We start from the raw sequence: 18,721 nt of genomic DNA, 5'->3' as shown, positions 1-18,721 counted from the left end.
TGTGTATGTGCGCGTGTAATTAGTCTTTATAAATGCTGAAGTGCTCGCGAGCAGCAACTAACTGCTCTTTGGTCAGCATGAATACGCCGTCACCGCCGTTGTCGAACTCAAGCCAGGTGAACGGTACATCCGGATATTGCTCTATCAGATGTACCATGCTGTTTCCGACTTCACAAATCAGAATACCGTTATCTGACAGGTAGTCCGGGGCGTTCCCCAGAATGCGGCGGGTCAGTTTCAGCCCATCGCTGCCGGACGCCAGACCCAGCTCAGGTTCGTAGCGATATTCGTTTGGCAGATCGGACATATCTTCCGCATCGACATACGGCGGGTTGGTCACAATCAGGTCATACTGGACTTTCAGCAGATCGCGGAACAGATCGGAGCGGATCGGCGTTACGTGATGGATCAGGCCGTGCTCTTCAATGTTGTGTTCGGTCACCGCCAGCGCGTCAGTGGAAATATCCACCGCATCGACTTCGGCTTCCGGGAAAGCATACGCGCAGGCAATGGCAATACAGCCGCTGCCAGTACACATATCGAGGATATGCTGCGGTTGCTCATTAATAAGGCCCGCAAAGCGGTTATTGATAAGCTCGCCAATCGGTGAACGTGGAACCAGCACGCGTTCATCAACATAAAATTCATGCCCGCAGAACCAGGCTTTGTTGGTCAGATAAGCAACCGGAATGCGCTCGTTGACGCGGCGAATCACGCGTTCAACAATACGATGACGCTCGCTGGAGGTCAGACGCGCGGTACGCATATCTTCTGGAATATCCAACGGCAAATAGAGTGACGGCAGCACCAGTTGTACGGCCTCGTCCCATGGGTTATCCGTGCCATGGCCATACCAGATGTTCGCCGCGCTAAAACGGCTGACCGCCCAACGCAACATGTCCTGAATGGTATGCAGTTCACTCACTGCTTCATCGACGAAAATTTTATCCACGTATTCCTCCAGGGCATGCTCGTATTAATTTCGGCGGCTAGTTTGCCACGAAGACGGCGATAAATCAGCATTCACACGGGGCCTGAACGCGAAAATTGCGTTTTAAGCGATCGGATGCCCGCCGAGTCGGGTTAAACTAACGGAAAATAAAAGTTGAGACTCTCGAATGAAAAAGAAAACATCGCTCAGCGAGGAGGATCAGACGCTGTTTCGCCAGCTGATGACCGGCACGCGTAAAATTAAACAGGACACCATCGTTCACCGACCTCCACGTAAAAAAATTGCCGAGGTTCCGGTTAAAAGACTGCTACAGGAGCAGGCTGATGCCAGCCACTATTTCTCGGATGAGTTTCAGCCGCTGCTGAATACGGACGGCCCGGTAAGATACCTGCGTGCCGACGTCAGCCATTTCGAACTGAAGAAAATGCGCCGTGGCGATTACTCTCCGGAGCTGTTTCTCGATCTGCACGGACTGACCCAGCAACAGGCCAAACAAGAGTTAGGCGCGCTGATTGCCGCCTGTCGTCGCGAACATGTGTTTTGTGCCTGCGTGATGCATGGCCACGGAAAGCATATTCTTAAGCAGCAAACGCCGCTCTGGCTGGCGCAGCATCCGCACGTGATGGCGTTTCATCAGGCGCCGAAAGAGTACGGTGGTGACGCCGCGCTGCTGGTGCTGATCGAAGTGGAAGAGTGGCTACCGCCTGAACTTCCGTGATGCAGAAAAACAGAAAGAGCCGCATTTGCGGCTCTTTGATTTTTCGGATGACGGCTGCACCTTATCCGATTCCAGACTTTTTAAATCGCTTTTGCCATTTTCAGGTTACACGGGCTCATCTGCCAGTTAAAAGTCCCCTTCCCGCTCTCATCAAGCGTAACGCTGGCAATCGCTGATGTGGTAAACATCGGCGGTGTTTCGCCCGGGCAAAGCTCAGACACCAGATATCCCACTAAAGGCAAGTGAGAGATAACCAGTGCCGTGGCGATACCTTCATTGGCCAGAGCCTGTAAATAGGCGCTGACCAGACCGACATCGCCGCAGGGAGTCAGCTCCGGCAAAACATCAACACCGGTTGGCAGGTTCATACACTCCCCCACCACATCCAGCGTTTGTTCGGCTCGTAGGAACGGGCTCACCAGAACACGTTCGATATCCACTTTTTGACCTTTCAGCCAGTTCGCCATCAGGCGAGATTCGTCACAACCACAGGAGGTTAAGGGACGAACCGAATCACTGGCGGCATCGAGGGCCGCGTCGCCGTGACGCATGATAAAAACTTGCATATTGCACCGCTTTTGTTAACCAGAATCACCACTACCTTTATTCACAGCCCCTATTGGCTGTGGTAACGATATGGTGGCCGGCATTGTGCCTTATCCATTCACCGAATGAAACGCTGTTTTTTACCTCAACGGCGTAAGTATAGTCAATCTCTGTTTACATTTTGAGCGCGACCCATACATTCAGTGCGGATTCATCCTACCTTTGACCTCATGAATTCAGGTCAGTTTCCCCAATATTCCAGAATCTTTCACTGCGTTCCGCCATCTGCAATAACTGCTCACACGGTGTAAACCGCGAGCCGTACTGCGTGGTCAGCCGTTGCAGAACCGCAACCACTTCACCCGCGCCGAGAGAATCCATATACCGGAACGGGCCGCCGAGGAATGGCGGAAAACCAATACCAAATACAGCGCCGATGTCGCCATCACGTGCGCTGCGGACTATCTTCTCGTCGAAACAACGGGCTGCTTCATTGAGCATTAACATAACGCACCGCTCTGCTATCTGCGCAGCGGTAAGTCGGCCCTGACTCTGGACGCCAATAAGCGTATAAATTGCAGGGTCGACCTGTTTTTTGCTTTTACGCCCTTTCGCACCATAAAGATAGAAACCGCGACCATTTTTTCTACCTTTGCGATCGTCATTCAAAATTGAAGCAACAACATTTGCAGGCGCGCTAAAACGTTCTCCATATGCAGCCTCAAGCACTGGTATAATTTTAGTGCCCGTATCAATTCCGACCTCATCCAAAAGTTGGATTGGCCCAACTGGAAAACCAAACTTAACCAGCGCGGCGTCTATGGTTTCGACCCGCTCGCCTTCGGTCAACATGCGAATCGCTTCGTTAATATAAGGCGCTAAAATGCGGTTAACGTAAAAGCCGGCCTTATCTCTGACCACTATCGGCGTTTTACCCTGTTTTTTCGCTAACTTAACGGTAGTTGCAATCGTCTGCTCAGAGGTCGTGGCATGCGGGATCACTTCGACCAACGGCATTTTTTCCACCGGACTAAAAAAGTGTAAACCAATCACTTGTTCGGGCCTTGCAGCGTTCGCAGCAATATCGCCAATGGGCAAAGATGAGGTGTTAGAAGCAAAAATGGTATGAGGTGCGCAATTTTGCTCAACTTCTGTCACCATCCGTTGTTTTAGCGACAGATCTTCAAACACGGCTTCAATAATTAGATCGCGATGCGCAAAGCCACGGTAGTCGATTGATCCCGAAATCAGCGCCAGTTGTTTATCGCGTTCGCTGGCTTTGATATGACGGCGGCGAACCTTCGTTTCAAGCTGATCCCAGCTGTACTTCAGCGCGTGGTTGATTCCCTTAGCGTTTATATCTTTGATGCGCACAGGCAAGCCGCCTTTACAGGCCGTCACGTAGGCAATACCACCGCCCATCAGACCGCCCCCCAAAATACCTACGCTGTTTAGCGGGCCAGGTTTTGCATTACTTCCGGGATCTTTTTTCACATCGGTGTTGGCAAAAAAGATGTGCCGTAGCGCCTGAGACTGGGATGTCATCGCCAGCTCACCAAACGCACGTGCCTCAGCGTCGTAACCGCTACTGCTGCCTTGCGCTAGCCCGGTTTCTATAACCTCAAGGATACGTTCTGTTGCAGGGTAGTTACCTTGCGTTTTTTGCACCGTCTTTTTACTGGCCATGCGGAACAACAGCGCCCGCCCTAGCGGCCCCGCCAACACTCGCTCTCTCACGGGCAGTGTTCGATGCGCAGAACTGTCCTTTTTAGCCAGTTCAACGGCCGCTTCCAGCAAAATGGAATGCGGTACAACTTCATCCACTAAACCAACTTTCAGCGCCTGTTTTGCGCGTAATTGTTTTCCGGTGAGGATCATATCCAGTGCGGTACTGACGCCAATCAAGCGCGGCAGCCGCTGCGTACCACCGGAGCCGGGCAACAAGCCAAGTTGTACTTCCGGTAAACCCAGAACGGTTTTAACATCATCGGTACAAATACGGTTGTGGCACGCCAGTGCCATCTCCAGGCCACCGCCGAGGCATGCGCCATGAATCGCGGCGATAACCGGGATCGGCAAGGCATTAATTTCCGCCATCATCTGCTGCCCCTGACGGGCCAGCGTTTCGGCTTCCTGCGCGCTGCGACAGCTACCAATCATGTTGATATCTGCCCCGGCAATGAAGTTATCGGGTTTAGCCGAAATAAACACCACACCACGCAATGCTTTGTTATCGCGGATTTGTTTCAGAATGGCCCGTACCTGAGAAGCAAACTCCGCTTTCAGGGTGTTCATTTTCTCTCCGGGCACATCAATGGTGACAACAGCAACGTTATCCAGACGTACGTTTAGTGTAAAAGCCGATGCCATTTCCATTATTCCGCCTCCAGAACCATGGCTGCACCCAAACCACCAGCTGCACAGGCGGTCACTAAACCAAAACCACCGCCACGACGTCGTAACTCATGGAGGGTTTGGGTAATCATGCGCGCACCAGTGGCGGCGAAGGGGTGTCCATAGGCAATCGATCCACCCAGCACGTTAAATTTACTGTCATCAACTTCGCCAGTGGCATGTGCTCTGCCCAGCACGTCGCGGGCAAAACGTTCGCTACCCAGCAACTGAATATTCGCCAGCGTTTGAGCGGCAAAGGCTTCATGCATATCGATTAGGGTTAAATCTGCCATGGTCAGACCCGCTCTCTCCAGGGCAAGCGGCGTTGACCACGCTGGTCCCAGCAGCATGTCCTGCCAGACATCGATGGCGGTAAAAGCAAAACTACGCAGGTATCCCAGCGGCACCAGCCCCAACTCTTTCGCACGCGACTCCGTCATCATGATCACGGCGGCTGCGCCGTCCGTTAGCGGGGTACTGTTTGCTGCGGTGACAGTGCCGTGCTTGCGGTCAAACGCCGGACGTAGTTTGGCGTAATCGGCCAGCGTAGAGTTACCGCGAATATTGTTATCTTCTGAAAAAGGATCTTTAAACGGTGGCGCGTAGGTAGTCATTACCTCATCTGCCAGCTTTCCTTCAGCCCACGCCTGAGCGGCACGCTGATGAGAGCGGTGCGCCAGAGCGTCCTGCTGTTCTCGGGTAATACCATAGGTTTTGGCCATTTGCTCAGCCGTATCCCCCATACGCAAACCGGTGGAATACTCAGCGACGGCTGGCGGCACAGGCATCAGGTCACGTAAACGCAGTCGGGAAAAGAGTTTAAGGCGTTGACCGGTAGTCCGGGCCTTATTGACATCCACCAGCACCCGCGCCAGCTTTTTACTAACGCCAATAGGCAAGACTGACGAGGAGTCCGCACCACCCGCAATTCCCGCACGAATAGACCCCGCCATCAGGCTTTCCGCGACATTCGCCACTGCCTGAAAACTGGTCGCGCAGGCTCGGCTTACGCTATAGGCATCCGTATGCACATTCATGCCGGTTCCCAGCACGATTTCACGAGCAATATTTGGCGCTTCAGGCATTTGCACTACCTGACCAAAAACCAGTTGCTCAATCACATCAGCAGGTATTTCGCTGCGCGCCAGCAGCTCACCGACGACCATTTTTCCTAAATCAACGGCGGGAATGCCATGAAACGCGGTAGCCTGACGAGCAAATGGCGTACGCAACCCACTTACAATGGCAATACGGTCGCCCTGGCGGGTAACCAGCGGTAAAGCCTGACTCATAACACTCCCCTGTAAAAAAATAAAATAAGTGGTCTGACCTGATCATAGTCTTAACCAATTTTTTACATTTAGCCAAGCGGAGAGAAAAGAAAGTGGGAGCTAAGACACAGTGAATAATCACTGACAGTTACGAAAAAGCCCTTGCTATCTGATAGCAAGGGCTTTTGCAGAGGGGGATTAACGCAGGCCCAGCTGGAAGATCAGCGTTTCAGCTTCACAGGCAAAAACAAAGTCGATATCCAGACGCACACCTTCTGACTCTTCAGTAAAGGTCGAGGTGATTTGGCAAGGCTCAGATTCCACGCCACGCGCCTTTTCGGTCAGAGCGGCCAGCGTTTCTTCTGCCTCTGCGCGGTTCGCGAACACACGGCTGTAGGACGCGGTGCAATCGGAGTTGTCCATGATGGTGCCAACATCCATACAGCAGCAAACCGGGGTTTCATCAGCACTGCATTTACTCATTGTAGATTTCCTCTGTATTCGCACCTGAGGTGCCAGATAAACGATAGGGATATTTTACGCTCCCATTATTCGCCTCTCCAGTCGTTAATTGTATGAAATGCGATAAGTGACCGAAATCACACTTAAAAATGATCTAAAACAAAAATCGCCCAAACAGGTGAGTGCGCACCCCCGCAATTTTGCCAGCTGGATCGCGTTTCTCTGATCAAATTTGAAAATATTTATAAACATACTTGCAACATTCCAGCTGGTCCGACCTATACTCACGCCACTGGTCTGATTTCTAAGTCGTACCTCAGACCCTACACTTCGCGCTCCTGTTACGGCATGTAACATTGTTTGTATAAAAATAAATCTATGAGGTTATGGTCATGAGCCAGAAAACCCTGTTTACAAAGTCTGCTCTCGCAGTCGCAGTGGCAATTATCTCCACACAGGCCTGGTCTGCAGGCTTTCAGTTAAACGAATTTTCTTCCTCTGGCCTTGGCCGGGCATATTCGGGTGAAGGCGCAATTGCAGATGATGCAGGTAACGCCAGTCGTAACCCGGCACTAATTATGATGTTCGATCGCCCTACTTTCTCAGCAGGTGCAATTTTCGTTGACCCAGATGTAGATATTTCCGGTCGCTCGCGTATTGGCAATGACGCCAGCCAGGATAATATCGCCCCAACAGCCTGGATACCGAACGTGCATTTTGTTGCTCCGATTAACGATCAGTTTGGTTGGGGGGCCTCAGTCACCTCTAACTACGGCCTGGCTACGGAGTTTAACAATAATTACACAGCAGGCTCGATGGGCGGAAAAACCGATCTGGAAACGCTCAATCTAAACCTGAGCGGTGCTTATCGCCTGAACAATCATTTTAGCTTCGGTCTCGGTTTAAACGCCGTCTATGCAAAAGCGAAGCTTGAACGCTATGCTGGCGATTTACCACAGCAGATCGTTGCAGGCTCCGGGGGCAGAATTCCTCCATCACTGGCCGCGCAATATCCGGCAGATACACAGATTGCGCGCCTGAAAGGTGACGAGTGGGGCTTCGGTTGGAATGCTGGCCTTCTTTATGAAGTAGATAAAGATAACCGCTACGGTTTCACCTACCGTTCTGAAGTAAAAATTGACTTCAACGGTGATTACCGCAGCAATCTGCCATCAATGGACCGTATTCCTGCGCAGTTGCGTCCGGTGTTCGCCAGCCTGCCAGCAGGAACCAACGGCAGTACGATCGATGGTTCACTTGATCTGAACCTGCCAGAAATGTGGGAGTTTTCAGGCTATAACCGCGTTGCACCACAGTGGGCGGTTCACTACAGTATGGCTTATACCAGCTGGAGTCAGTTCCAGGAGCTGAAAGCAAAAGGCAACAACGGCCAAACCTTGTTCTATAAAGAAGAAGGCTTCAAAGACTCTTATCGCATCGCGCTCGGTACTACCTATTACTATGATGATACCTGGACGTTCCGTACCGGTATCGCCTTTGATGATAGCCCGGTTCCGGCAAACCGTCGTTCCATCTCTATTCCGGATCAGGACCGCTTCTGGCTGAGTGCGGGTACAACCTACGCCTTTAATAAGGATGCATCGTTGGATGTTGGCATCTCTTATATGCACGGTCAGAAAGTGAAATTCGAAGAAGGCCCATACTCCTTTGAATCTGAAGGGAAAGCCTGGTTGTACGGTATGAACTTGAACTACGCATTCTGATTTTCTTCAGACGTAAAAAAGGTGAGCTTTTTAGCTCACCTTTTTATTTGCCCAATTCCTTACTCAGAATCGATCTCTTTTAAATCATCCTGAATATCTTTCGCGTTCGGGTTTTCTTCTGGTTTGAGTTTCCCGCCGTTCGCAATAAAGTCATGACGCTGGAAGTAAGCTTCACGCACCATGATGTAAGGATCGGAAGACTGACGCAGCAGACCGTCAGAGTCGAGCAATTGCGCGCGAGTTTCAATCCCTTCAACCGTCCATTTGCCTATCGACAACGGCCAGGTCAGCCAGGACAGTACCGGATACAGTGTATCGACCATATCACCACCGTCATCACGCAGGGTGAAACTACCGTAGAACGGAAGCTGCATATACGGCCCGTAACCAACATCATAGTGGCCTAACGTACTGCCAAAGCGGTGTGGTTCAACGCGCTGCAACTTCGGATTAGCCATACCTGCCACATCGATAAAGCCGCCCATACCTAACAGGGTATTCAGGAAGAAACGGGTAAAGTGCACCATCCCCTGATAAGGATCGCCTTGCAGGAAATAGTTGACCATGACGGCCGGCTCTTCAAGGTTCCCCGTAAAGTTGCTTAAACCATTACGCGCCGGCTGCGGAACATAGTCACGCCAGGCAACAGCTACGGGTCTAACAACGTATGGATCTAAAACATTAAAGTTGAAGTTGTACATGGTGCGGTTGAACCCTTCAAATGGGTCCGAACGCCCCTGCTGTTCAGTACCGGAGCTCGCACACCCCACCAAAAGTGTGGTTCCCAGCGCAAGCGCCGACAGGCGAAGCTTCATAAGTGTCTCCCTGTGTTTTATGGCTATCGCTGATTGCCATCCATGACGGAACGATGACGTATCCGCCTGTTTAGATGTGAGCGATTGTAACAGCACGTCAAATGATGTCTATATACCCTGTCTTACTGATTTGATCATAGCCTGGTAATGCGCACTCCGCGGCGGTTCTATTCTAACTAACCCGATAAAAACAAACGTTACTATTTTTGCTATCTCAGACTTTCTCCCGCTGATTTTCAGACAAAAGCCGCTACGCTTTAGCAATACGTGCTTATTCAGGATTCGGCCATGAATGACATCAAGAAAGATAAGATTGATCGACACAGCGACGAACTCGAGGTGGAAAGCGATGAAAAGCTAACAGGGAAAAAGATAGAGCTTGATGAGGACAGACTCCCCTCCCGCGCCATGGCAATCCATGAACATATTCGCCAAGATGGGGAGAAAGAGATGGAGCGCGACGCGATGGCGCTACTGTGGTCAGCCATCGCAGCAGGACTATCGATGGGCGCCTCGCTACTGGCAAAAGGGATTTTCCACGTACAGCTGGAAGGCGTGCCTGGGGGATTTTTACTCGAGAACCTCGGTTATACCTTCGGCTTTATTATTGTCATTATGGCCCGCCAGCAACTTTTTACCGAAAATACCGTCACCGCCGTACTGCCGGTGATGCAAAACCCTACCCTCGGCAATTTTGGCCTGTTGATACGCCTGTGGAGCGTGGTACTGCTGGGTAATATTATTGGCACCGGGGTTGCAGCATGGGCGTTTGAACATATGCCGATTTTTGATGAAGAGACCCGCGATGCCTTCGTGAAAATTGGTATGGATGTGATGAAAAATACGCCAACAGAGATGTTTTCCAACGCCATCATTTCTGGCTGGTTAATTGCAACGATGGTGTGGATGTTCCCCGCCGCCGGAGCGGCAAAAATTGTGGTCATTATTCTGATGACCTGGCTGATTGCCCTCGGTGATACCACGCATATCGTCGTCGGCTCGGTGGAAATTCTCTATTTGGTCTTTAATGGCACGCTGCACTGGAGTGATTTTTTCTGGCCCTTTGCGCTACCAACGCTCGCCGGGAATATCTGTGGCGGAACGTTTATTTTCGCGCTAATGAGCCATGCGCAGATCCGCAATGATATGAGCAACAAACGCAAGGAAGAAGCCAGGTTGCAAGCAAAGCGTGATGAGCAAAAGCAGAAAAACCAGAAAAAACAGGCCTGAATGGTGACTGTTTGAGCAGTCGGGCGGCCTGAGACTTACCGTTGTGAGTAAAAAACGCTATACTCGTGCCGCTTCGTCCCCTTAGTTAAATGGATATAACGAGCCCCTCCTAAGGGCTAGTTGCAGGTTCGATTCCTGCAGGGGACACCATGAATTCTTATGCTCCCCGTTATAATCCCTTCATTTACCAGTCAGTTCATCCCTGGGCCAGGCGGTAAAACGGCACATTCCTCACTGTTGCAGTAAGATTGTCGGACACCATTGTCTGCTTTGTCGCTATCCGCATCCCTGCTTTTCTCAGCCTCAACACATCAGCGGCAATACGCTGGCTGCCAAACCAGAAAAGCCCGTCCAGCGCAGTAACATCAAGGCCCAATTCCAGTGCCAGCTTCAGACGTTCACGCGGCGCTTTTACTGTTTTAGCAATCTGCTGATATGGCGCTTCGCTTGAACCTTCAGGACTAATGCGCCGGATACGATGTGACAAGCGGTACTGAAATTCATCCGGTATCCCACCGAGACTCGCTTTCAGGCTGTAAACACAACCAAAGCGTTTGCCGTTAAAGATGACGTTTTTCTGACTAATCTGCAGCTCTTCACGCACGCTGGCAATCAGTTGCGGGGTACGGAGTAATAACAGGCGGAAAGGCAGCTCAAAGCTGGTCACGTAGTCCACATTCAATAAAGCAATACGCAGACGTTCTTGGGGCCCCGCCTTCATTCCCCGGCATTCAGCAATAACATCAGCCCACTGACCGGTAAGACGGGAACACTCTGTCGCCTCAGTAAAACTGTATTTTTCAGCCTGATAATCAATACGCTCGGTCACACTGAATTCCCTTCTGGCCATATCTCGGTATTGGTTGCTCACTTTACCAGCGACGACATCCCTGTGTCAGAAATCTTTTTCTAACCCACTGAAAGTACCTGACCAATGTTCCCTCGTATCCTCACCATGAGGATACGACAACTAACCGACCCGGTATGTTGTCCGGGTCGGTTAAACGGCATCACGTCAGACAACAAAACGGTTAACCAGATCCTTCATGGTTGCCGACAGATTGTCCAGCCGCTGGCTGTCGCTCGCAGCCTGAGATACCAACGCCGCATTTTGCTGTGTGACCTGTTCCATCGGTCGCAATGCCAGGTTTATCTGGGTTACCCCTTGTGACTGCTCCGTCGCCACACGAGCGATATCCGCAATATATTGCTTCATACTGGTGGTATTATCCGCCGCGGCTTCCAGCGCGGTAGCAGATGCAGTAACCCGCTCAACGCCCTCACTAATTTTGACCATATTCTGCGCGACCAACTCACGGATTTGGTTAGCCTCTTTGGCGCAACGCTGCGAAAGATTTCTCACTTCACTAGCTACGACAGCAAACCCCCTGCCCATCTCTCCTGCCCGAGCAGCTTCCACTGCCGCATTCAGCGCCAGTAAATTAGTCTGAAACGAAATATCATCAATCGAGGTCACAATATTCGAGATTTTCTCACTGGAAGCGCGAATATCCCCCATGCTCTGGTTCGCCGCACTGGCAACGTTACTGGCCTGTCGGACCTCTTTTTCCAGTCTGATTGTCAGATGCTCCGCTTCGCGGGCATTATCCGCCGTTTGCGTAATCGCAGTTGATAACTGCTCCATACTGGCCACAGCTTCTACTATTGATGCAGCCTGTTCATCTGTACGTTGAGCCAGATCCTGATTTCCCGCCGTAATACTGCTACTGGCATCGGACAAAACCACGGAGCCTTGCTTAATCTCCTGTACGATATGCTGAATACTTTCCAGCATCGTGTTATAGGCACGATTAAGTGAGGAAAGCTCATCTTTGCCCGGGGTCGCCAGACGTTGAGTCAGATCGCCATTCATACCCGCAATCTTGCGTAGCGTGTCACTAAACTGACGGTGCATATTGATTGCGATGGCCCCTGCGAACGTCAATGATGCCAGGAGCGCTAACAGGCTAACAGCCATATATATTTGCCAGTTTTTTCGTGCATCTTGCGCGAGTTTTTCTGCATTCGCCAACAGACGATTCGCTGTCACATTTTCTATCTGCCGCATCACTTCAATACGCTGGGTTTGTACTTTAAACCAGACCGTAGGATCGACACCAAATCCACCGTTCTCGACATGGTTAAACGCGATCTCGCGAAATGCGAGGGCTTTTGACGCTTCTGCTGACTGTAAGCGGCTTTTCAACATGGCCGCCTGTTCCGGTGAACTCAGACGTAACGATTCTGCCAACCAAACGTTCTGTTTACTGACGACATCACTGAGTTGATGTAACTGTCCGTCGGCGAAATGGCCGGAGGAAAAGATATTTGATAACAGCGCCCGTTCAATACCCGCCTGTTCTTTCAAATTCAGCAGGTTGTAGTAGGCGGCGAATGCGTTTGCCATCTCGCCTGAATCCGTCAACTGCCCCAATCTACCCACAAAATTCAGCACATCAGCAATGACATTGGTATAAAACTTAACCACATCTGATGCTGGAAGCCCCAACTGCGTGACGTTTTCGCGGATGGTAGCGAGCGAAAGAATATTTTTCTTAAACGCAGCGACAGAAGTGGCGACATCCCCTTCCGGTAAGGCAGTATCGGACAGTGACCGCACAAATACCTCGATCTCGCGATCGGTCAAAGCCCGCTGTGCGTTTAACTCATCTTTGAACGTCTTCCCTTCAGCCCCCAGAAACCCGACACTCATGCCGCGTTCTTTTTGCAATTCATGCACTACATTTCCGGCACTGCGTGCGAGCGCTGTCAGTTGGGCAATATTCTCCATCTGCCGTTCTGTCTCAATGCGCGTTAATATTCCTGAACCAGCAAACCAACATAACGCCAGTAATAATGGTTGTAGCGCAATTATTAACTTCATTTTCATCGGCATTCGATAAACCCACCACATGCCACTTCCCTCCATTATCCATATTTTCATTATGGTTATCGGCGTAAAGAAGCGGCTCTTTAAATTTGAACAATGGGCAACTGTTTGTTTTTTAGATTAAATTTTTGCCAAGATAACTCTATTTAATTACTTCAATTAGAATAAAACTCTAAATAATTAACACATGCGAATCTATGCTCCATTTTGCTAACTTATTTGGCATATTATTTTTTATTAAAGAATCAGGTAATCATCAACTGATTCAGATAGAGGGAGAAGCACAGGACAGTGACAGCAGCCCGAGATAACAGCCATGGCGCGGCCATCATTCTGGCGTCCCGCCGAACGTTAAGGTTATAATCCTTACAACGATTTTTTGGATTAGAAGCGACAATGACAAAACTTACCCTACAAGAACAGATGCTTAAAGCGGGTCTGGTCAGCAGCAAAAAAATGGCGAAAGTGCAGAGAACGGCGAAAAAATCGCGCGTTCAGGCTCGTGAAGCCAGAGAAGCGGTTGAAGAAAATAAAAAAGCACAGGTCGAGCGTGATAAGCAGCTCAGCGAACAGCAGAAGCAGGCCGCATTGTCTAAAGAATACAAAGCGCAGATCAAGCAACTGATTGAAATGAACAAAATCACCATTTCCCGTGGCGATATTGGTTACAACTTTACCGATAATAACCTGATCAAAAAAGTTTATGTTGATAAAGTAACCCAGTCTCAGTTGATCAAGGGCCGTCTGGCCATTGCCCGCCTGACGGCTGAAAGCAGCAGCGAGAGCGAATACGCCATTATCCCGGCTGTTGTCGCCGACAAGATTGCCCAGCGCGATGCAAGCTATATTGTTCTCAATTGCGAACTGAGCCAGGAAGCGAAGGACGAAGACGATCCGTATGCTGATTTTGTCATTCCTGACGATTTGATGTGGTAAGAAAAACACCCCGATAATCACCCGGAGTTCCGTCGCGTATTTCGGTGAACGCTAGCGCCGCCACCGAAATACCGTCAACCGCTCTTCTTCCCCACACGCCATCTGCTAAAACTTATAGTGTTCCTTGCTCAGTCCGTATTTTCTCATGCGCAAATACAGTTTCTTACGCGGAATTTGTAAATACTCCGCCACTTCATTAATACGTCCCTGATGAATATTAAGCGCTTCGGTAATGATCTGTCGCTCGTACTCGTCGACCCGACGATCGAGCGGTGTCGGTTCGGGCAAATGTAGCTGTGGATTCGCGGTTTCAGCCAGTGGCAATAACCCAACTGCAAAAAGCTCGGCGGCATTGGCCAGCTCTCGAACATTGCTTAACCACACGCGACGCCGCATTCCTTTTAGTAATTCCCCGTCAACCTCGGGCACGGGATGATTCAGGCGCAGACAGGCTTTCTGCAGATAATGGCGAAACAGCGGCTCAATATCATCCGGGCGCTGAGACAACGGCTGGCAACCAATTTGCGTCATCGCAAAACAGTAATAAAGTTCGGCCACAATCTGATTAGTTGCCGCCAGTTCCACCAACGAAGTGGCGCCAATGCCAATTAAGCGAAACGGACGCCGCTCCTGGCTTTGCAAATGCACCAGTTGGTGCTGCTGTTCGCGCGTCAGGCACTCAATATGGCTCAGGACCAGCGTTCCCCCTTGCGCCTGGGCAATAAGGTCATTGAGTTGCCCCGCATTCTCTAACGTCAATTCCCCGCGGATAAACGGTCCTTCAGCGCTGCGCCCAAGCTGATGCAAATAACGGGCTCCGGTCATACGCCCCGTTCCCGGCTCGCCATAAAACCAGACGGCAATATCCGTTTCAGCCAGTTGCCGTAAGCGCTGGCGGTACTGATTAACCCAGTCACTGTAGCCGACCAGTTCAACCTGGAGCTTTTGCTGGCAATAGTGACGACGTGCAATCACAGATTTTCTCTGACGCAACGCATCCTCTACCAACACCAGCAGTTTGCCTGGATCAACCGGTTTTTGCAGAAAATCCCACGCACCTTTCTTCACCGCGTCCACCGCCATCGGGACATCGCCATGTCCGGTGATCAACAGGATCGGAAGCTGATTGTCATCCTGATGAAACAACGTCATCAGGTCAATTCCATTACAGCCAGGCATACACACGTCGCTCAGGACAATCCCTGGCCAGTCGGCCTGCAGCCAATTTCGGGCATCAAAAGGGTTACTGCATGCGAATACATGATATCCCTCCTGTTCAAGCAACAAGGTGTAAGCGTCAAGAACATCGGCATCATCATCAATAAGCAGAACAGAATATTCATCACTCAACATCGTTTACATCCGTCAGATTAAATTGCAGAACGACGCAGGCATTGCGCCCCGGGGTCGACGCCAGGCGCAGTTCGCCGTTCATTTGCATCATTAACGATACACAAATCGATAAGCCAATACCGAGGCCAACATCCTTACTGGTGGTAAACGGTTTTAACAGTGATGGTAATAATGCTCCAGGCCAACCGGGGCCGTTATCGCTGATAAATACGCATAACCGGCTGCCTTCGGTCTGCCAGTGAACCTCTATTTTCGCCGCAACCGGACAGGCATCCAGCGCATTTGCCAGGACGTTTACCAGCACCTGCTGGATACGCACTTCATCACCAGCCACCCACACGCCCCGGTCTGGGAGCGTCAGCGTACCCTGCTGTGGCTTGTGTCGCATGGCCAACAGTTCCCAGGCAGCGTTGAACGTTTGTCGGAGATCGACCGGATGCAGAGGCGTGCCAGGTTCGGCCCGGCGAGCAAACTGACGCAGTGAACGGATAATGGCATCGATGCGAGTAATCAGCCCTTCCGCTTTGGTTAATGTGCTTCTGGCCTGAGCGGGTTGCCCCTGTTCGATTGCCCTCCCTGCCGTAAACAGGTACATCGACAGCGCATTCAGCGGTTGATTAATCTCGTGCGCCAGCGTGGTCATAGTCTGGCCGACCACCGCCAGTTTTGCCGTCTGGATCAGCTCATCCTGCGTTGCACGAAGATCGGATTCAATCTCCTTGCGTTCGGTCACTTCCTGCTCCAGCTGATTTTTTTGCGCACTCAACTGGCCCAGGGTATGACGCAGCAAGCCTGCAATACGCCCCAGTTCATCGCGTCCATATACCGGGATAGAGGCATCCGTTCTGCCAAGACCAATTTGCACCACGGCCTGGTTGAGCGCAGTAAAACGCTTCACCAGACGCGAGCGAATGAAGTAGTGGTTAAGCCCCCAGGCGAGAAGTAGCGCCAGCAGCGTCGCCAGCAGGATAAGTCCACCGCTGACGCGAACAATTTGTTCCAGCCGCTGGTTAAACGTCTGCATTTGCTGATGGCTACTCCCCAGTTGCGCTTCCAGCAGTGTTCGAAAGCGCCCAAGCGTGGCCTCTCTGGCATGGCTGGCATCAACCAGCGCTTTTTGCGCTGCGACATAATCGCGCATCGTATCGGGCATTTTATTTTTCATCATCCCGATTTCCAGCAGCTCATCGATAGTTTGTCGCAGTGTGATAGTACTGGGCCAGTCATCGAGGGTGCGGATATTTTCATCCGCCGTTTTTTTCAGATTTTCCAGGTAGCGGATGTGATTCTCCACCAGCATGCCATCGTCGCTACCCGATTTCAGTTCATTGAGCCTGTCGCGTAAATCATCAACGATCTGGTTTTCAATTCTTGCCAGGGTGTAGACCTGCTGCTGCTCGTTTTGCACCTCTCGGGCACGTTTGAGATACAGCGCCGCATCACCATTTTTGGCCTCGATTTGATCCAGCAACGTCCCCTGCTGCCAGGTAAAATCCTGCACCAGTGAATTCAGCTCAGTAGTAAAATCATCATGTAGCCAATCAATGCGCGCGGAAAGCTCGCTCACTTTTTCGCGTACAAGGAACATGTTGTAGAGCACCCGGTCCAGTTCCGCCATCAGCGCCCGGCTGTCCTGCAAAATCACCGCCAGTTGCTGCTGTTCTGCTGGTTGCAACCCCCTGCTCAGCACTTCAATTTTATCCAGATGCGAGATTATCTGATTGCGCAGTTGCAGCCTTACTGTTGTATTGGGAGCCAGCAGGAATTCATTTAGCTGGTCCACAACCAGGTTAAGATTTCCTTCAATCAAGAAAGCGGAATGCACGCGCGGGAAGTAATCATCAAGCGAATAGCGTATCTGCGAGCTCTGCTCATGCCAGGAGTACAAACTGACGCAGCTTACGCTCAACGTCAGTAATGCGCCCGTTAGAAAGGCTCCCCGCAGGCTGCTGCTGATGCTGAGTTGGCGAAGGCGTTGCAGTATCGATCCACCTTTCATTTTAATTCTTCCAGTTTTGATATCGCCTGACGCTGGTTTTTAAGAAACCAGAGCTGCCACTCCATCATCTGCTGTTCGGCAACGCTTTTATTATCAAACTGCGCAAGCCAGGCTTCATCTTCACTACTTTTGGCATCTATCGGAACGCTGGTAAGTAAGGCTCTGATTTCGGGTAGCGGGCGTTTCAGGCGTGCTTCCGCACTGTATAGTGCCCGCCATGCATCCTTCAGTTGCGCAAGACGGAAACTGATGGCGGTATCAAACATCCGCTGGACTAACTGTTGTCGCTTAAGGATCAGCCGATAATTAAGCGGAGGCTGGTTCAGTAAAATAGCCTGCTGAGCAGCGCGGGGATTATCAGATGCGAGCTGCGTTACCGGATATTTCCCCGTATTCGCATCAGCAAGGATCCGCTGTCCCTCCGGGCTTAACAAATAGCGGATAAAACGACGCGCTTCATTGGGGTGCTGGCTGTTCTTGAGAACAGCAACATAGGTTGGCGATACCGCCGAGCGTGGAAAATAGGTAAAAGCCAGGTGAGGATCGTTAAGCAACAGGTTGGCATAATTATCAATGACCGGCCCCGCCACGCCCAGGCCACTCTTAATTTTGTCGGCTACGCCAAAACTGCGTGATGAAATCGTCACCAGATTTCCAGCACTCGCCAGCAGCGTCGCCCACCCCGCTTCCCACCCTTTTTGCTGTAGCAATGACTCAACCATCAGATGGTTGGTATCCGAACGCGATGGGCTACTCATCAACAGCGCGTTCTGATATTTGGGCAGCGTTAAATCCCCCCAGTCGGCAGGAGGCGACAGATGCCGTGCCACCAGCGCAGAACGATTAATCAACAGACCAAAACCAGATATCGCCACTGCCACGGAGGTCGAACGGATAGAGTCTGGCACCAGCCGCTGGCTTTCCGGCAACGCATTTTCGAAAGGCGCCAACTTCTGATGCTCCTGCAGATGCTGCAACAGCATAGGGGATGAGGTCAAAATCAGATCAACATTTTCCGCATTCGCGGTATCCAGCAGTTGCTCCAACGAACTGCTGGTCCGGTTTAACGTGCGAATCATCACCGACCCCGGTTCAGTCTGCCAACGCTGAATAATCCAGGCCGTTGCCCCAGGGGAAAAGGTTGTCGCCATTACCAGCTCTTTACCCTGCGCCAGGCAACTCACCGACAACGACATAAAACAGAGCGAGATCGCCCAACAACGCCCCCGGCCCAAAAGTCTGTTTGTGATCCCGTTCATAAATACCAACATGTGCAAAAAATAATATTGAGACAAAACTTACCCGTTTATCACCGACTAGGGGAAGAATAAGGTTATTCGTAGAATAACCAAACGGAAAGTGACGACATCGGTAAAGAATACCCGAAAACGCAGTCTGAATTTGTTAATATCCGCACACGCCGATGATAAA

At 50.9% G+C, this 18,721-nt stretch carries 15 protein-coding genes and 1 tRNA gene; 5 read left to right on the top strand and 11 right to left on the bottom strand.

Going from position 1 to position 18,721, the window contains the following annotated elements; translation table 11 throughout:
* Positions 1-19: 19 nt before the first annotated feature.
* Positions 20-952, bottom strand: a complete 933-nt coding sequence (gene prmB / locus OGY68_RS21495) for a 50S ribosomal protein L3 N(5)-glutamine methyltransferase (RefSeq protein ID WP_057067949.1) — start codon at positions 950-952, stop codon at positions 20-22.
* 166 nt (positions 953-1,118) lie between these two features.
* Here prmB and smrB point away from each other — a divergent pair, with 166 nt between their 5' ends.
* Positions 1,119-1,670 carry an endonuclease SmrB gene (gene smrB, locus OGY68_RS21490; protein WP_003839296.1) on the top strand — a complete coding sequence of 184 codons (552 nt, stop codon included), beginning with the start codon at positions 1,119-1,121 and terminating at the stop codon, positions 1,668-1,670.
* Positions 1,671-1,750: 80 nt separating this feature from the next.
* On the opposite strand, the gene sixA is transcribed toward smrB, so the two are convergent.
* The 4 genes from sixA to OGY68_RS21470 form a co-directional block, all read right to left on the bottom strand.
* Positions 1,751-2,236: a phosphohistidine phosphatase SixA gene (gene sixA, locus OGY68_RS21485; protein ID WP_003028179.1), complete on the bottom strand. Its 486-nt coding sequence runs from the start codon at positions 2,234-2,236 to the stop codon at positions 1,751-1,753.
* A gap of 208 nt (positions 2,237-2,444) precedes the next feature.
* Complete coding sequence (gene fadJ / locus OGY68_RS21480) at positions 2,445-4,592, bottom strand: fatty acid oxidation complex subunit alpha FadJ (protein ID WP_057067950.1); 2,148 nt, start codon at positions 4,590-4,592, stop codon at positions 2,445-2,447.
* Positions 4,592-5,902: an acetyl-CoA C-acyltransferase FadI gene (gene fadI, locus OGY68_RS21475; protein WP_008785369.1), complete on the bottom strand. Its 1,311-nt coding sequence runs from the start codon at positions 5,900-5,902 to the stop codon at positions 4,592-4,594. The genes fadJ and fadI overlap by 1 nt, the downstream gene beginning before the upstream one ends.
* A 177-nt stretch (positions 5,903-6,079) precedes the next feature.
* Positions 6,080-6,364 carry a YfcZ/YiiS family protein gene (locus OGY68_RS21470; RefSeq protein ID WP_003834838.1) on the bottom strand — a complete coding sequence of 95 codons (285 nt, stop codon included), beginning with the start codon at positions 6,362-6,364 and terminating at the stop codon, positions 6,080-6,082.
* Between the two features lie 371 nt (positions 6,365-6,735).
* Between OGY68_RS21470 and fadL the strand changes: the two genes are divergently transcribed.
* Positions 6,736-8,067 carry a long-chain fatty acid transporter FadL gene (gene fadL, locus OGY68_RS21465; protein WP_020996688.1) on the top strand — a complete coding sequence of 444 codons (1,332 nt, stop codon included), beginning with the start codon at positions 6,736-6,738 and terminating at the stop codon, positions 8,065-8,067.
* Between the two features lie 59 nt (positions 8,068-8,126).
* Here the strand turns inward: fadL and mlaA are convergent, their stop codons facing one another.
* Positions 8,127-8,882: a phospholipid-binding lipoprotein MlaA gene (gene mlaA, locus OGY68_RS21460; RefSeq protein ID WP_003028190.1), complete on the bottom strand. Its 756-nt coding sequence runs from the start codon at positions 8,880-8,882 to the stop codon at positions 8,127-8,129.
* Positions 8,883-9,170: 288 nt separating this feature from the next.
* Here mlaA and OGY68_RS21455 point away from each other — a divergent pair, with 288 nt between their 5' ends.
* Positions 9,171-10,112, top strand: a complete 942-nt coding sequence (locus OGY68_RS21455; protein ID WP_286617495.1) for a formate/nitrite transporter family protein — start codon at positions 9,171-9,173, stop codon at positions 10,110-10,112.
* Positions 10,113-10,187: 75 nt separating this feature from the next.
* Positions 10,188-10,262, top strand: a tRNA-Arg gene (locus OGY68_RS21450).
* 46 nt (positions 10,263-10,308) lie between these two features.
* On the opposite strand, the gene OGY68_RS21445 is transcribed toward OGY68_RS21450, so the two are convergent.
* Together OGY68_RS21445 and OGY68_RS21440 are read right to left on the bottom strand one after the other, a co-directional pair.
* Positions 10,309-10,941, bottom strand: coding sequence for an ECs1377 family protein (locus OGY68_RS21445; protein WP_057067952.1), 633 nt, complete (start codon positions 10,939-10,941; stop codon positions 10,309-10,311).
* 186 nt (positions 10,942-11,127) lie between these two features.
* On the bottom strand, positions 11,128-13,026 hold the full coding sequence (locus tag OGY68_RS21440) for a methyl-accepting chemotaxis protein (RefSeq protein ID WP_020996691.1): 1,899 nt from the start codon (positions 13,024-13,026) through the stop codon (positions 11,128-11,130).
* A 372-nt stretch (positions 13,027-13,398) separates the two neighbouring features.
* Between OGY68_RS21440 and OGY68_RS21435 the strand changes: the two genes are divergently transcribed.
* Positions 13,399-13,938, top strand: a complete 540-nt coding sequence (locus tag OGY68_RS21435; RefSeq protein ID WP_020996692.1) for a DUF2058 domain-containing protein — start codon at positions 13,399-13,401, stop codon at positions 13,936-13,938.
* Positions 13,939-14,043: 105 nt separating this feature from the next.
* Here OGY68_RS21435 and pgtA read toward each other — a convergent pair whose 3' ends face one another.
* The 3 genes from pgtA to pgtC are packed head-to-tail and all read right to left on the bottom strand — an operon-like array spanning position 14,044 to position 18,486.
* Positions 14,044-15,291, bottom strand: coding sequence for a two-component system response regulator PgtA (gene pgtA, locus OGY68_RS21430; protein WP_032944112.1), 1,248 nt, complete (start codon positions 15,289-15,291; stop codon positions 14,044-14,046).
* Positions 15,281-17,275 (bottom strand): two-component system sensor histidine kinase PgtB, encoded by a 1,995-nt coding sequence (pgtB, locus tag OGY68_RS21425; RefSeq protein ID WP_172111188.1) that lies wholly within the window; start codon positions 17,273-17,275, stop codon positions 15,281-15,283. Before pgtB ends, pgtA begins: the two co-directional genes overlap by 11 nt.
* 11 nt (positions 17,276-17,286) lie before the next feature.
* Positions 17,287-18,486 carry a phosphoglycerate transport regulator PgtC gene (pgtC, locus tag OGY68_RS21420; RefSeq protein ID WP_103285598.1) on the bottom strand — a complete coding sequence of 400 codons (1,200 nt, stop codon included), beginning with the start codon at positions 18,484-18,486 and terminating at the stop codon, positions 17,287-17,289.
* Between the last annotated feature and the right edge of the window lie 235 nt (positions 18,487-18,721).

It is taken from the genome of Citrobacter sp. Cpo065 (assembly GCF_030332805.1).
GTDB classification, from domain to species: Bacteria; Pseudomonadota; Gammaproteobacteria; order Enterobacterales; family Enterobacteriaceae; genus Citrobacter; species Citrobacter portucalensis.
This window is presented reverse-complemented; position numbering and strand designations above follow the sequence as displayed.